General features: G+C 56.5%; 15 protein-coding genes. 10 read left to right on the top strand and 5 right to left on the bottom strand.

Features of this window, described 5'->3' with window-relative positions:
* Nucleotides 1-102: 102 nt before the first annotated feature.
* Complete coding sequence (gene satP / locus ACYQ11_RS05135) at nucleotides 103-666, top strand: acetate uptake transporter (protein WP_459922679.1); 564 nt, start codon at nucleotides 103-105, stop codon at nucleotides 664-666.
* 124 nt (nucleotides 667-790) lie between these two features.
* On the opposite strand, the gene ACYQ11_RS05130 is transcribed toward satP, so the two are convergent.
* Nucleotides 791-1,408 carry a TetR/AcrR family transcriptional regulator gene (locus ACYQ11_RS05130; RefSeq protein WP_459922678.1) on the bottom strand — a complete coding sequence of 206 codons (618 nt, stop codon included), beginning with the start codon at nucleotides 1,406-1,408 and terminating at the stop codon, nucleotides 791-793.
* Between the two features lie 385 nt (nucleotides 1,409-1,793).
* Between ACYQ11_RS05130 and ACYQ11_RS05125 the strand changes: the two genes are divergently transcribed.
* Nucleotides 1,794-3,677: an AMP-binding protein gene (locus ACYQ11_RS05125; RefSeq protein ID WP_459922677.1), complete on the top strand. Its 1,884-nt coding sequence runs from the start codon at nucleotides 1,794-1,796 to the stop codon at nucleotides 3,675-3,677.
* Nucleotides 3,678-3,743: 66 nt separating this feature from the next.
* Here ACYQ11_RS05125 and ACYQ11_RS05120 read toward each other — a convergent pair whose 3' ends face one another.
* Nucleotides 3,744-4,949, bottom strand: coding sequence for an acyl-CoA dehydrogenase family protein (locus ACYQ11_RS05120; protein WP_459922676.1), 1,206 nt, complete (start codon nucleotides 4,947-4,949; stop codon nucleotides 3,744-3,746).
* A 68-nt stretch (nucleotides 4,950-5,017) separates the two neighbouring features.
* On the bottom strand, nucleotides 5,018-6,112 hold the full coding sequence (locus ACYQ11_RS05115) for an acyl-CoA dehydrogenase family protein (RefSeq protein WP_459922675.1): 1,095 nt from the start codon (nucleotides 6,110-6,112) through the stop codon (nucleotides 5,018-5,020).
* A 335-nt stretch (nucleotides 6,113-6,447) separates the two neighbouring features.
* Between ACYQ11_RS05115 and rpsF the strand changes: the two genes are divergently transcribed.
* The 8 genes from rpsF to ACYQ11_RS05075 all read left to right on the top strand — a co-directional run bounded on the left by rpsF (nucleotide 6,448) and on the right by ACYQ11_RS05075 (nucleotide 12,899).
* Nucleotides 6,448-6,888 (top strand): 30S ribosomal protein S6, encoded by a 441-nt coding sequence (gene rpsF / locus ACYQ11_RS05110; RefSeq protein WP_459922674.1) that lies wholly within the window; start codon nucleotides 6,448-6,450, stop codon nucleotides 6,886-6,888.
* Nucleotides 6,888-7,169, top strand: a complete 282-nt coding sequence (gene rpsR, locus ACYQ11_RS05105) for a 30S ribosomal protein S18 (protein WP_459922673.1) — start codon at nucleotides 6,888-6,890, stop codon at nucleotides 7,167-7,169. Before rpsF ends, rpsR begins: the two co-directional genes overlap by 1 nt.
* A gap of 31 nt (nucleotides 7,170-7,200) precedes the next feature.
* Nucleotides 7,201-8,109, top strand: coding sequence for a DUF2232 domain-containing protein (locus tag ACYQ11_RS05100; RefSeq protein WP_459922672.1), 909 nt, complete (start codon nucleotides 7,201-7,203; stop codon nucleotides 8,107-8,109).
* Between the two features lie 86 nt (nucleotides 8,110-8,195).
* A complete protein-coding gene (gene rplI, locus ACYQ11_RS05095; RefSeq protein WP_459922671.1) occupies nucleotides 8,196-8,663 on the top strand; it encodes a 50S ribosomal protein L9 in 468 nt (155 codons plus the stop codon).
* A gap of 172 nt (nucleotides 8,664-8,835) precedes the next feature.
* Nucleotides 8,836-10,215 (top strand): replicative DNA helicase, encoded by a 1,380-nt coding sequence (gene dnaB, locus ACYQ11_RS05090; protein ID WP_459922670.1) that lies wholly within the window; start codon nucleotides 8,836-8,838, stop codon nucleotides 10,213-10,215.
* An 8-nt stretch (nucleotides 10,216-10,223) separates the two neighbouring features.
* Complete coding sequence (hflX, locus tag ACYQ11_RS05085; RefSeq protein ID WP_459922669.1) at nucleotides 10,224-11,867, top strand: GTPase HflX; 1,644 nt, start codon at nucleotides 10,224-10,226, stop codon at nucleotides 11,865-11,867.
* A 56-nt stretch (nucleotides 11,868-11,923) separates the two neighbouring features.
* Nucleotides 11,924-12,700, top strand: a complete 777-nt coding sequence (locus tag ACYQ11_RS05080) for an inositol monophosphatase family protein (protein ID WP_459922668.1) — start codon at nucleotides 11,924-11,926, stop codon at nucleotides 12,698-12,700.
* A 4-nt stretch (nucleotides 12,701-12,704) separates the two neighbouring features.
* On the top strand, nucleotides 12,705-12,899 hold the full coding sequence (locus ACYQ11_RS05075; RefSeq protein WP_459922667.1) for a hypothetical protein: 195 nt from the start codon (nucleotides 12,705-12,707) through the stop codon (nucleotides 12,897-12,899).
* Nucleotides 12,900-12,929: 30 nt separating this feature from the next.
* On the opposite strand, the gene ACYQ11_RS05070 is transcribed toward ACYQ11_RS05075, so the two are convergent.
* Both ACYQ11_RS05070 and ACYQ11_RS05065 read right to left on the bottom strand, forming a co-directional pair.
* Nucleotides 12,930-14,309 (bottom strand): FAD-binding oxidoreductase, encoded by a 1,380-nt coding sequence (locus ACYQ11_RS05070; RefSeq protein ID WP_459922666.1) that lies wholly within the window; start codon nucleotides 14,307-14,309, stop codon nucleotides 12,930-12,932.
* 120 nt (nucleotides 14,310-14,429) lie between these two features.
* Entirely contained in the window at nucleotides 14,430-14,606 is a 177-nt protein-coding gene (locus ACYQ11_RS05065) for a hypothetical protein (RefSeq protein WP_459922665.1), read from the bottom strand.
* Nucleotides 14,607-14,638: the final 32 nt, after the last annotated feature.

Below are 14,638 nucleotides of genomic sequence, written 5' to 3'. Positions count from 1 at the left end.
AAAAGGAATGTCGTGTTGCCGAAGGGTCCCGACTCGGGCCTGCCCTGACCCTTCGCGCAGAAAAGCAGTTCAACCAACGTATCTGGAAGGAGAGTTTAAAGAATGAAGAACGATACCCTGGCCAATCCTGGTCCTCTCGGTCTTATGGGCTTTGGGATGACCACCGTGTTACTGAACATCCACAACGCCGGTTTTTTCCCCATCAGCGCCATGATTCTGGCCATGGGCCTGTTTTACGGGGGACTGGCCCAGATCATCGCCGGTGTTCTTGAGTTCAGGAAGGGCAACACCTTCGGTGTGACCGCCTTCATTTCCTATGGCCACTTCTGGCTGACCCTGGTCGCCCTGATCGTCATGCCCAAGCTGGGCTGGGCCGAGGCCACTCCCGCCTCATTCATGGGCTGGTATCTGTTTCTGTGGGGAATCTTCACCCTGTTCATGTATTTCGGAACACTGAAATCCAACAAAGGACTCCAATTCGTGTTTGCCAGTCTGACCGTGCTGTTCTTCCTTCTGGCCGTCAAGGACTGGACCGGGTCCGAACTGATCGGAAAAATCGCCGGATTCGAGGGCATCATCTGCGGCCTGAGCGCCATCTACCTGGCCATGGCCGAAGTGCTCAACGAGCAGTACAGCAGACCGGTTCTGCCCATCGGCCAGCACTGATCACCCGCGTCAGCCCGGCGGGTTTGACCGGCCGGCGATCAACCCGGGTTCCCAAACAAAAAGGCCGTCCCCGTCAACGGGGCCGGCCATTTTCATCCATGATGGATTCTCATCACCCGAAAGCTCAGCCGTCTCCCTCTTTCCGAAACAGACCGGGCGCAAAGAATCGGGTGATGCCGTCGGCCAGATCATCCACGGTTTTACCAACGAATTTATCCCGTTCCTGGACAAAGTAGAACAACGCCGTTCGCAGCACCGCCCCGGCCAGAAGGTTGGCCACCAGATCCGTGTCCAGCGTTTGGGGCACATTCCGGGTTTTCTGGCCGAATCGAAGCTCGTCGGTGATGATGCTCAGAATATCTCTCTCAAGACGCTGGATGACCCGCTCGATGTCTTCGTGAAGCCCCACCCCCATCCGAAGGACGATGTTGCACAGTTCGGGGTCATCGGCAAAAAACCTGAGGGTGGTCGTGATGCGGTGTTTCAGAAACGCTTCGGCCGTGATCGAGGTAAAATCAAGTTCATAGTCCCGTTTGCCTAAAAGTTCACGCCATTTGGTGAAATAGTCCTCAAGCAGGGTGATGAACAGGTCGTCCTTGCTCTTGAAATACTGGTAAACGGTGCCCCGGGCGATTTTCGCACGGGATATGATGTCCGATATCTGGGTTTTATGATACCCGAACTCCGAAAACAGCTGTTTGGAGTACATCAGTATCATGGCTTTTCTGTCTTCGGCTTTCACGTCTCCCCCCCTGCCGCATGCTATGCCGAAAGGCAAGGCCCTCCGGCGTTCCGACTGCCTGTGTAATTATCCCGTTTCAGTCGATAAATCAACCCGATCTTTCCCGACCTGTCAGGGCAAAACGGCCCGACGCCCCGGTCAAATACGCAATGTTACCTTTATATTCCGACATTCCGGCTGACAATATCCCGACACGTTCATCAATCCAACCGAAATAACTTACGATCCGTGACAACCATATTTTTTTAACTGTTGTACATTTTTTCGGTCAACCTATTGATTTCCTCGGCCTTCCCATGTAAAAAGGAAGGTATCGACTCACCGGCTCAAGCGACCCCGATCACAGACACACTTTCCATCAACACTTTTTTCCGGAGGTGAACCCATGTTCAGCAGCAAGGAAATGACCGTTCCATGGCGAAGTGAATACAAGGTTTTCGGAATCCCCAAGACATTTCGACCCTATCCGGACAAACCCGTGTTCGACATCCTGGACCGTGCGGCGGCCCGGTACAAAAAAACCGGGGCGATCCAGTACAATATCAGGATGACCTACCCAAAGATCAAGGATCACGCAGACAGGCTGGCTACGGCCTTCGCCGCCATGGGGCTCGTCAAAAACGACCGGGTCGCCACCCTTCTGCCCACGTCGATTCAGTTCGTGATCGCGGACTATGCGATTTCCAAGGCGGGGCTGGTCCATGTGCCGTGCAGCTCCCTGGAGCCCACCCCGTCGTTGTCCCACAAATTCAAGGAAAGCGCGCCCAAGGCCCTGATTTTACTGGATACCGGTCTTGACACCATCGCACCGATCGTCGAGAACTGCGATATCCCCCACATCGTCGTCACCGACCTGATGGACTATTCGGATGCACCGCCCGAAACCCATGAGCCTCTCCGTCTCCGGGGCGCGGTCTGGATGACGAATTTGATCGACCGCCACGAGCCCTGCCCGCCCGCCGTAAAGTTCAACACGGACGAAGACCTGGAACTGTTGCTGTTCACCGGCGGCACCACCGGCCTGCCCAAAGGGTGCATGCTCAGTCACCGGAACATCTATGCCAACACCATCCAGAGCAGCTGGGCCTTCGGCAATTCGAAAAACCTCCTGGGCGGCGCCGTGTCCGTGCTGCTGGGCCTGCCCTTTTTCCATTCCTACGGCCATGTGGTGATGCATTCCATGACCATGCAGGGCTTTGACATGATCCTCATTCCCGATGCCCGGGACACCGCCGCCATGGTCCGGATGATCAAACGCTACAGGCCCCTGATGCAGATCGGCGTGCCCGCCCAGTTCATGCAGTTGTCCCGGGAAGAGCTCAAAGGCCATGCCATGCTTGGCGTGTCCGGGTCCGCACCGTTGCCGCCCAGCACCCAGAAGGATTTCGAAAAAAAATCCGGGGGCGCCATCATGGAAGGGTACGGCCTCTCCGAGATGTCTCCCTGCACCCACCTGAACCCGTCGCTTTTGCTCCGCATCGCCGGCGGACGCATTCCCCAGCGGATCATGAGTTTCAATTACGGCATTCCCGGCGTGGCCTTCGTGATCAACCGTTTTCTGCGCCTTCTGGGCCCCCGGACCGTCGGGTATCTGTTCTGCAAAGGCATCGCCCTGATTCTCTTTTTGTCCAGCCGAAAGGCCGTCCGAGGGAAAACCCCGGAGAAACGGGGAACCTCGGGATTTCCCTTTCCCGATACCGAGGTCAAGCTCCTGGACGTCAAAACCGGCGAGGTGCTGGGCGTGAACGAAACCATCACATCGGGCATGGTGGGCGAGCTCTGCCTCAAGGGGCCCCAGCGCATGCTGGGCTACTGGCCGAATGCGGGCAGCGGCCTCGACGAGGAAGGCTATGTCCGTACCGGTGATGTGGTCAGCATCGACGAGCGGGGCTATTTCACCATCGTCGACCGGACCAAGGACATGATCAATGTATCGGGCTACAAGGTCTACTCCCGGGAAATCGATGACATTCTCTACGGCCATCCGGCCATCGAGCATGCGGCCACGGTGGGCGTCCCCGACGCCGAGCGCGAAGGCAGCGAGCGGGTGGTGATCTATGTCCAGCCCAAGGCCGAATTCAAGGACCGCATCACCGCCGACGATTTCATCGTCTTTCTGTCGACCCGGGTGGCGCGTTATGCGATTCCAAGAGCGGTGATGATCATCGATCAGATGCCGCTGACCGAGGTCCAGAAACTCAACAAGAAACTGATCCGTGAAATGGCCCTCCGGCAGTTTGCCCATGCGGCTCCGGCCCGGACGGCCTGATGCAGAGCGGGGCCTTACTTCTGCCCCCCTCTGCATCAGTTTCACACACAGGACCGCCTAAACCGTTTATTTCAGTTCGTTACGCGTCAACTTCAGGATATTGCGGGCGATGATCAGATGCTGGATCTGACCGGTGCCTTCGAAGATGTCCATGATCTTGCTGTCCCGCATCCATTTTTCAGCCAGGTATTTGCGGGAATACCCCATGGGACCGAGCAGTTCACAGCACTTCTGGGTGATCAGGGTACCGTAGCGCCCGGCCTTGGCCTTGGACATGGAGGCTTCCAGGGTGTTTTCCTCCTCGTTGTCCGCCATCCAGGCCGCCCGCCAGGTCAGAAGGCGCATGGCTTCCAGGTTGGCCTCCATCATGTAGAAGTCCCGGACCACGGCGCTGACGTTGTTGGGGTTTTCGGTATAATCGATGGCAATGCCCGCTTCCTCCATTTTTTCCCGGGTAAAATCGATGGCGGCCCGGGCCACGCCGATGGCCATGGCGGCCACCATCGGGCGGGTGTTGTCAAAGGTTTTCATGACCCCTTTGAACCCTTCGGTTTTCTTCTTTTTGTCCGAATCGCCGCCCAGAAGGTTGCTTTTGGGAATCCTGCAGTTGTTCAGGACGAAGGTGCCGGTGTCCGAGCCCCGAATACCCAGCTTGTGCTCGAGATGTTCGAGTTTAAATCCCGGTGTACCCTTTTCGACGATAAAGGATTTGATGGCCGAGGAGCCTTCGACGCCCTTGACCCGGGCCCAGACCACGGCCACGTCGCAGCGGTCCGCGCAGGTGACGAAAATCTTTTCTCCGTTTAACACCCATTCGTCGCCATCGAGTTCGGCCGAGGCCTGGATGGACCCGGAATCCGAGCCCGACGCCGGTTCCGTGATGGCCATGGACGCCCATTTGCCGCCGAACCGTTCCAGCTGTTCCTCGGTGGCCACGGCGGCGATGGCCGCATTGCCCAGTCCGGCATTGGGCAGGGACAAAAGCATGGCCGCATCGCCCCAGCACATTTCCTCCACCGAGACCACGGTCCCAAGGTTCTGGCCGACCTTGAACTCACCGGCGTCGGCCGTTTTACCCTTGGCAGGCTCGTTGCCGTTTTTCTTGGGTTTCTTGCCCATGATCGGCATGGAGCGGAACACGTCCAGTTCTTTGGGGTACTCGTGTTCGGCCTCGTCGTACTTGCGGGCAATGGGCCGGATCATCCCCTTGGCGAGGTTGTTCAGGCCTGTTTTCATCTTTTCTATTTTTTCAGGGGTATCGATCTTGATCATATCAAACTCCTTGTTTCGTGCGTGTCATGAGTAAAATGTAAAACCCCGGTTCAGCGCAAAAACGCTGATCAGACAATGGCCATGCCTTCGAGGATGCTGATTCCCCGGGCGTTCCGGTAATACCGTTCCACGGGGTACTCCCGGATATAGCCGTGGCCGCCCATGACCTGAACCCCGAAATCGGTCACCTTCATGGCCATCTCTCCGGCATACAGTTTGGCCAGGTAGGAGGACCGGGCCACATCCTTGCCTGCCGCCAGTTCGGAGGCGGCCCTCTGGGCCATCAGCCGGATGGAATCCACCTCATAGGCCATCTCGGCCAGCATGAAGGCAATGGATTGACGATGGGCGATGGGTTCGCCGAACTGCACCCGTTCCTTGGCATAGCCTTTGGCAAATTCATAAGACGCCCTGGCAATGCCCGCCGCCATGGCCGCCATGGCCACCCGGGTTTTCTGGATGAACCGGGCGTAATCACAGCCGGCCTCGCCTCCCAGTCGATCCGAAGCAGGCACCGTGCAGTCGGTGAGCGTCACTTCGAAAGTGGGCAGGGCATAGCAGCCCAGGTTCTTCTCACGGTCGCTGACGGTCAAACCGGGATTGTCGCGTGCGACGATGAACAGGTTGTTCTGACCGTCCAGGGACGCGGCCACCAGCATGTGGCCGGCGGTGTCCGCCATGGGCACGAAACATTTGGCGCCGCTCAGCACATAAGCGTCCCCGCTCTTTTTGGCCGTGGTTTTCAGAGCCATGACATCGGCGCCGAAATGGGGCTCGTTAAGGGCCAGGGTGCAGGCCGAAAAGGTCTCTTTGCAATAGAGGGGGAGATAGGTCTTCTGCTGATCTTCGGTTCCCATGGTAACCAGGGGGTTGATGAACAGAGACGGCGACAGGGCCGCCACGGCGAAGGCCATGTCCCCATAGGCCAGTTCCTCGAGAATAATGGTGGTATCCACGGGCGAATCCTCCATCCCGTATCCCCCGTATGCTTCGGGGACCATGGATACCGACGCCCCGAGGCCCCAGGCCTTCTGAACGGCATCGGCCGGAATGGTTCCGCTTTCGTCCATTTCATGTGCGCTATCGATGACAAGCCCCTTGACGAGCTTTGCAACTTCCTTGCTGACCATCTTCTGTTCTTTCGACATGGAAAAACCAAACATTTTTTCCTCCTGAGATTGAGATATGGAAACACCCCTGCCGTGCAGAGGGCGACATGACCCGGATGAAAATAGACTGACATGTCAGTTTTTAAACTTATCCCTGTTTTTTTACGACTTGTCAATCCTTATTTTCACCGATGCTGAGGCCGGCCGGATCGGAAAAAACGATTCTGCGCTACCTTATTATAATCCATGGGCCTGGCGCAGGCAAAAAACGAAGAGTCTCCTTGACACCTTATAATCATTAATGATATCAGAAATGGTTTTTTTAGTTTTTTTATTTCCTTGCTCCCGGCGACACGTGACCGGGGGCTTTACATCCAGAAGGAGGTACCATGAGAAGGTATGAAACAATTGTCATTGTTGATCCGGATCTGTCGGAACCCGAGCGCAAGCAGCGTTTTGACAAAATTCTCGATCTGATCAACCAGATGAAAGGGGCCCTCATCGAGTCGGAAGACTGGGGCAGCAAGCGTCTGGCCTATGAAATCAGAAAAAAGACCCGCGGCCATTACCTGCGTTTCGATTTCTGCGGCACCGGCGAGCTGGTGGCTGAGCTTGAGCGTAACTGTCGCATCGACGACAAGTTCCTCAAATACATGACCATCATTCTCCAGGACAACGCCGATCCGGAAAAGATCAAGGTCGAGCTTGAAGAAAGCCGGGCCAAAAAAGCCGCGGAAGAAGCATCCCGCGCCGCCCAGAGCGAACAGAGCGACGCTGATGACGACACCACCGACGATACCGATGACGACAGCAATGAGGAGGACAACTAATGGCCTACGGAAAAACCGGGAGCAAGAGCGGCGGGCCCAGAAGAGGCCGAGCCAAACGCACCTTTCATCGACGTAAAGTTTGCAAGTTCTGCGCGGACAGCACCATGGAAATCAACTACAAGGATGTCCGAACGCTGAAATATTTCATCTCCGAGCGGGGAAAGATCATTCCGAGACGCATCACGGGAACCTGCGCCAAGCATCAGAGAAGCCTGACCACGGCCATCAAACGGGCACGGACCATCGCCCTTCTGCCGTACGTAGGCAACTTCGAAGCCTGATCCGGGCGGGCCTGAAAAGGAGGCGCACGCCGTGCATGCCGTCAAGCAACACCCGATCACCAGAGACGTTCTGGCAGGCATCGTCATCACCCAGCTTCTGATTCTCGGGTCGATCACCGCATGGCTGGTCCCCTTGCCCCTGCTCTTTTACAGGATCAAACTCGGCAGGAAAAACAGCCTGATCATTCCTGCCGTCGTCATCCTGCTGCTGGCCGCGATCAGCAGAGGGGCCTCATCCGGGCTCCTGATCTTTTCCGGATGGATGCTGCTGGGTTTTTTGCTGAGCGAATGTATTGAACGAGGCCTCAGGATTGAAACCACGCTGGTGTTTTCGAGCATCACGGTTTTTTTGTCAGGCTGTTTTGCTTTGATCTTTTACAGCAATGTGACGCACACAGGGATCTACGATCTGGCCCTCACCCAGATGACCGGTTTTCTGAATACCCTTCAGGAAGCCGGACTCATCGAGGCGGCGCCTGCAACGCTCGTGCATATGATCACCTGCATGCTGCCCGGAATCATTTTAGCCTCGCTGCTTTTCTTTGCCTGGCTGAACCTGATTCTGGCCATGCCCCTGCTCAGGCGCAACCGTCTGCCCGTCCCGAACTTCGGTTCGCTGGACCTGTGGAAGGCTCCGGAACCTCTGGTCTGGGCCGTGATCGCCGGATTTACCGGCCTGATCGTCCCGTCCGAGCCCGTGTTTCTCCTGAGCATGAACCTGATCAGCGTTATGTCGCCGATCTATTTTTTCCAGGGAATCGCCATCGTCGCTTTTTTCGTGAAGAAGACGAATCTTCCCATGGGCTTGCGCGCATTGCTATACTGGCTGGTTTTTTTCCAGTTTCCGGTGAATCTGCTGATCACGGGTGTCGGTTTCTTCGACATGTGGGCGGATTTCAGGACCCGAAGCTTCAAAAAAACCGGCGACAGGGATGAATAGATAAATTCCATGTCCGGAAAAAAGACGCCTTCGCCTCTTGTCCGGACTGAATCAAACGTAAAGGGTATCCTTTAACGGAGGTTAACATGCCAACACAAGTCATCTTAACAGAAACGATCGATACCATCGGTATCATCGGAACTGAAGCCACGGTGAAAGACGGTTACGCCCGTAACTATCTTCTTCCCCAGGGGAAAGCCGTCCTTGCGACACCCCAGAACAAGAAAATGATCGAACAGCAGAAGGCGCGCTTCGAACTCCAGATCGCCAAGGAGCGGGAAGCTGCTGAAGAAATGGCCAAAAAAGTTGAAACCATTGCCTGTACCCTCAGTGCAAAGGTCAGCAACGAAGGCCGTCTGTATGGTTCCATCACCATCAACGACATTCTCGAGGCCCTCCGCGCCCAGGACATCATCGTGGAAAAACGCATGATCCTCCTGGCGGACCCCATCAAGGAAGTCGGCGAATACAAGGTTCCGATCCGTCTTTACAAAAGCGTCGAACCTGAAATCACCGTCACCGTCATGGGTGAAAAGAGCGCGTCCGAAGAATAGGCCCGTCTCAGGCTCCATGGCCCCCACCGGACTCCGGGCGGGGGCCATGATTTTTTTTCGAACCACACACTGCAGACTGCCGTATCGTACGTGCCGGGGGCCTTGTTTTTTTCCTTGGGTCGTTCATAAGAATTGTCTTGATTTTTAAACGGCCTCCGACTATTTTCCACACATGCAAGCCACCCCGATTCAAAAAATCCAGGATCAGGCCCAGACTAAGCTTCCCCCCCACAGCATCGAGGCGGAAGAGTCCATCCTGAGCGCCATTCTCCTGGACAACGACACCCTGAACGATGTCGCCGACATCCTGAAACCCCAGGATTTTTACAAGCCGTCCCATCAACTGATTTTCAAATCCATGGGCGAGCTTTTTTCCAAGGGCGAACCGGTGGATCTGGTCACCCTGGTCAATCAGCTGAGAGAATCGGGCAAGCTCGAGGAAACAGGTGGCGCGGCCTATCTGGCCAGGCTGATGGACTCGGTGCCCATCACCGTCAACGCCGAATACCATGCCCGGATCATCCACGACAAAGCGTCGCTCAGGCGCCTGATCGAAAAATCCTCGGAAATCATCCACCGCTGCTACGAAGAACGGGGCGATGTGGCCGACACCATTGACTTTGCCCAGAACGCCATTTTCAACGTGGCCGACAACAAGCTCAAACCGTCGTTTTCCCATGTCGGCGAACTGATCAACCAGAACATCAACACCCTTGAAGAACGCCAGAACAACAACAGCGAATACTCCGGCATCCCGACGGGCTACCGCCAGTTCGACGACCTGACCTCGGGTCTTCAGAACTCGGATCTGATCATCCTGGCGGCCCGGCCCAGCATGGGAAAAACGGCCTTCGCCCTGAACATGGCCCGCAACGTGGCCATCGACCAGAAAAAACTGGTGGCTGTCTTTTCCCTGGAAATGTCCAAGGATCAGTTGTCCATGCGTCTTTTGACGGCCGAGGCAAGGGTGAATTCGGACAGGCTGAAAACCGGCATGATCGAAGGCGACGACTGGCACCAGGTCATTCAGGCTGCCGATGTGATCTCCGCAGCCCCCATCTACATCGACGACACGCCCAACATCACGGCCATGGAAATCCGGGCCAAGGCCCGAAAACTCAAACTCGACAAGGACCTGGCCCTGATCATCATCGATTATCTTCAGTTGATGAAAGGCCCCAGCATGGGAGACCGGCGGGATCTTGAGATCGCTGAAATTTCACGGTCCCTGAAATCGCTGGCCAAAGAGCTGAACATACCCGTCATCGCCCTGTCCCAGCTCAACCGCATGCTCGAACAGCGGGCCGACAAACGCCCCCTGATGTCCGATTTGCGTGAGTCCGGCGCCATCGAACAGGACGCCGACATCATCGCCTTCATTTATCGGGATGAGGTGTACAACAAGGACGAAAACAACCCCAACAAGGGCAAGGCCGAACTGATCGTTGCCAAAAACCGGAACGGCGCAACGGGCAAGGCCATGCTGACCTTTATCGGCAAGTACACCCGCTTTGAAAACGCGGTGATCGGAGAATATGACCATTTCGGGTGATCGGCTCCATGAAAACCATCTTCGGTAACACCGACGGCCTGAAAGCCGACCAGAAACGCAGACTGGACAATCTCTACCGACGCAAGGAGCCTTCCGCCTTCATCGTCAGCTCCGAACTCTGCCATGAAATGGCCCGGCTGTCCTTCGACATCCAGCGTCAGATCGGCCTTCTGATCAATCGGGCAGGAAAAATTCTCTACGTGATCGTCGGGGACGCCCACCAGATCGTGATCCCTCCCCTTGCAGACCATCGGGTGGTTCCGGGGCGTCTTTTAGGCCTGAAATACATCCATACCCACCTGACCGCCGATGAGGCACTGTCCCGGGACGACATCACGGATTTGTCCCTGTTGCGCTTCGATCTGATGGCCGCCGTGACCCTGGGGCGGGACGGGAACCCCCACATCATCCACTGGGCCCATGTCCGCCCCGAAACCGACGGCGATCCCTGCATCATCGAGCCTCCGGTCTACCCCGGCGGCCTGATGGTCGACTGCGACCGGATCATTCGAACCACCGAAGCCGCCCTGGCCCGAAACGAAGGGCTCTACGATGCGGAAAAGGGCCAGGAACGGGCCATTCTGGTCAGCGTCAGCACCGAGACCCGGGCCGATGCTCTGGACTCCCTGGATGAGCTCAAGGAACTGGCCCGTTCAAGCGATATCCGTGTTCTCGATACCGTGTTGCAACTTCGCCATAAACCCGACCCCCGGTACCTTCTGGGCCAGGGCAAGCTGTCCGAACTGACCATTCTGGCCATGCAGAAAGGCGCCACTATCCTGATTTTCGACCAGGAACTCAACCCCTCCCAGATCCGGTCGATCACCAACCAGGTGGAGATCAAGGTCATTGACCGGACCCAGATGATTCTCGATATCTTCGCCCGAAGGGCCCAGACCCGGGAAGGCAAGCTCCAGGTCGAGCTGGCCCAGCTCAAATACCTGCTGCCCCGGCTGGTCACCCAGAACACGGCCATGTCCCGCCTGACCGGGGGGATCGGCGGCAGGGGCCCCGGTGAAACCAAGCTTGAACTCAACCGGCGCCGGGTGCATGACCGGATCAATGCCCTCCAGAAGGCCCTGGAACAGGTCAAAAAACAGCGGGGCCTCCAGAAATCCATGCGGAAAAAAAAGGGGGTTCCGGTGATCTCCATCGTCGGCTATACCAACGCGGGGAAATCCACCCTCTTAAACACCCTCACCCAAAGCCGGGTTCTGGCCGAAGACCAGCTTTTCGCCACGCTGGATCCGTCCAGCAGACGATTGCGTTTCCCCGCGGATGTGGAGGTGATCATCACCGACACCGTGGGTTTTATCCGCAATCTGCCCAAAGAACTGATGGTTTCCTTCCGTGCGACCCTGGAGGAACTGGAAAATGCGGATATCCTTCTTCATGTGATCGATATCAGCAACCCCCGGTTTGAAGAACAGATCCATTCCGTCAACGCCATTTTAGGCGAACTCAAGCTCGATCGGATTCCCACGGTCAATGTGCTCAACAAATCGGATCGTGTCCCCCGACAGATGTCGGAAAACCTGGCCTTAAAATACCGGGGATTCGCCGTCTGCGCCCAGGACCGGGCAAGCCTTCTTCCCCTGCTCCGTGAGCTGGAAAAAACCGTGGAACCGTTGGTGATTCAGCCGGAGCCCTGAAACCTCCCCGGATTATTGTATTGACTCCCGCCTGGAAAAATTATAAAAGAGCCCCAATGGACTTGGAACGGATCAAACAGGTGGCCCTGGCTGCCACACATGAAAGCGGACGAATTCTTCGTTCCCGATATGGGAATATTTCTTCGATTGCCAAAAAAGGCCGCATCGACCTGGTGACCGAAGCGGACACCCAGTCTGAAAAGGCCATCATCAGCATCATCCGGTCCTGCTTCCCACGTCATTCCATTCTGGCTGAAGAACGGGGTCTTATCGTAGATGACCCCCGTTGCCGGTGGATCATCGACCCTCTGGACGGAACAACCAACTTCGCCCACGAACTGCCGCTGTTCACCTCATCCATCGCGTTTGAACACGACGGCGTGGTCAAGGTGGGCATTGTTCATAACCCTGTTTCGGGTGAACTTTTCTCAGCCGCCCTCGGGGAAGGGGCTTTTTTAAATGGGAAAAAGGTGTCGGTAACGACACGGCAATCCCTTTCGGAGTGCTTGCTCGTAACCGGTTTCCCCTACAATTTCAATGATATCGTCGACGAGGTCCTGCCCCGGTTCGCCCGATGCCTCAAAGCGGTTCAAGGCGTGAGACGACTGGGCTCTGCCGCTCTGGATCTCTGCTACACGGCATGCGGTCGGTTTGACGGATTCTGGGAACAGAATCTCAATCCCTGGGACACGGCGGCCGGACTTCTGATCTGCCGGGAAGCCGGGGCCAGGGTTACCGATTTTTCAGGCCGACCCTTTGACCTTGCGATGAAACAGATACTTGCAACGAACGGTAACATTCACGAGGATATGCTTTCACTTTTGAAGCTCTGATGCCATGACAAATAAACTTGACGAACTGATTACGGATACCTATTTGAATTGTTTCGGCAATTTCGATATGACCGATCCCATTTGCAAATTGCACTGCATCCTCTGCCTGCGATGCATCATCGAAAAGAATCAGAACACGCGTATGGAAATTTTCGAAGAAATGATGGCCTCGGAACTGATTCCCGCGCGCATCCAGTAACCGCAGCGTTCGTTTCGACGCAGCGCGGCCTCAATCGAACATCTTACCCGGATTGAGGATGTTGTTCGGATCGAATGCCTTCTTGATCCTCCTCATCAAATCCATTTCCACCGGACCGATTTCCTTGGCGATATAGGGCGCTTTCGTAATACCCACCCCATGCTCTCCGGACAGGGTCCCGCCCAGGGCCAGGGTGTCATCGAAGATCCGGTCAACGGCGCGTTTCGCCCGGGCCGCATCGTCTGCACGGGTTTTATCGAGCATGATGTTCACGTGGATATTCCCGTCCCCGGCATGTCCGAAGCTGACCATGGTCAGATTGCATTCCTGCCGTATCGCCTCGATGCGTCTGACCATATCGGGAATCCGGCTCCGGGGCACCACGATATCCTCGTTGATCTTATCCGGGCCATACATGTAAAGGGCCGGGGACACGGCCTTCCTGGCCGACCAGAGACGTTCCTTGTCCTGCTCCGACTCGGCGGTCCGCAGGCCGATGGCCCCCCGGGCCCGGCAGAGATCGGCCAGGGTTCGGATATCATGATCCGCCGCCTCACGACGCCCGTCGGTTTCGATGATCAACAGGGCCTGAATGTCCTCGGGAAGGTCGAGGGAGGCATAGCTCCGGGCGCAGTCGATGGAGGCCCGGTCCAGGTATTCCACGGTACGGGGAACGATGCCGCTGCGGATGACGGCGCTGACCGTCTCGGCGGCCGTGTCCATGCTGTCGAAAAACACGGACATGGTCCTGACCGCCTCGGGCAGGGGCAGCAGACGGATCGTCATCTCCGTGATCACGGCCAGGGTACCTTCCGAACCGACGATCAGCCGGGTCAGATCGTATCCCACCACCCCTTTGGCGGTTTTTACCCCGGTCTTGATGATCTCCCCTCCGGGAAGGACCGCAGAAAGCCCCAGGACATAATCGCGGGTCACACCGTATTTGACGGCCCGGGGACCACCGGCGCACTCGGCCAGATTCCCTCCCAGAGTCGAAAACATGGCGCTCGACGGGTCCGGGGGATAAAACAGCCCCTGGGCCTCCACGGCCTTGTGGAAATCCCCGGTGATCACCCCGGGCTCCACCCTCGCCACGAAGTTATCCCGATCAATCTCAATAATCCGGTTCATCCGGGTCATGACCAGAACGATGCCGCCGTTTACCGGCAAGGAACCGCCCGTGGTTCCGGTACCGTTACCCCGGGGAGTAACCGGAATCCGCTCCCGGTCAGCCAGGGCCAGGATGGCGGAGATTTCCCGGGCGTTGTCCGGAAACATCACCACATCGGGAAGGGCATTCCGTGTAATGGCGTCGTAGGCGTAGCAGGCGAGGTCTTCCGCGTCGCGAAGACAGCGGTCTGGGCCCGTGATGGCCCTCAGTTCCTTATAAATCTGATTGGATAGGCGCATGATCGTCCGCAGGTGTCCTGAACGTCCGTAAGGGTTTCTCAGCGATCAGTCGATGGGTCCAGGTGTTTGAAAAGAAAAGACAAAGTGAACGGACAATCAGAGATCCGTGATGCGATCCGGTCAGCGTTTCAAGAAATGCCGGCGTAGTTCCTTGAGTTCCTGCTCTTTCAGCCGATCCACCTCGCCGGGGAAAACGCCCAGCTTCACGGCGATCTCACTTGCCCGATCAAGACCCTTTAACGCATGTTCGAAGCTTTCCGAGGTCTTCCGATTACATAAAGCCAGTTTCTCATTCATGACATCAACACTCCTGTATACAACAACAGCAG

The sequence above is a fragment of the Desulfatiferula olefinivorans genome (assembly GCF_054657895.1).
Note: the sequence above shows the minus strand (reverse complement) of the source record. Positions and strands in the feature narration are given on the sequence as shown.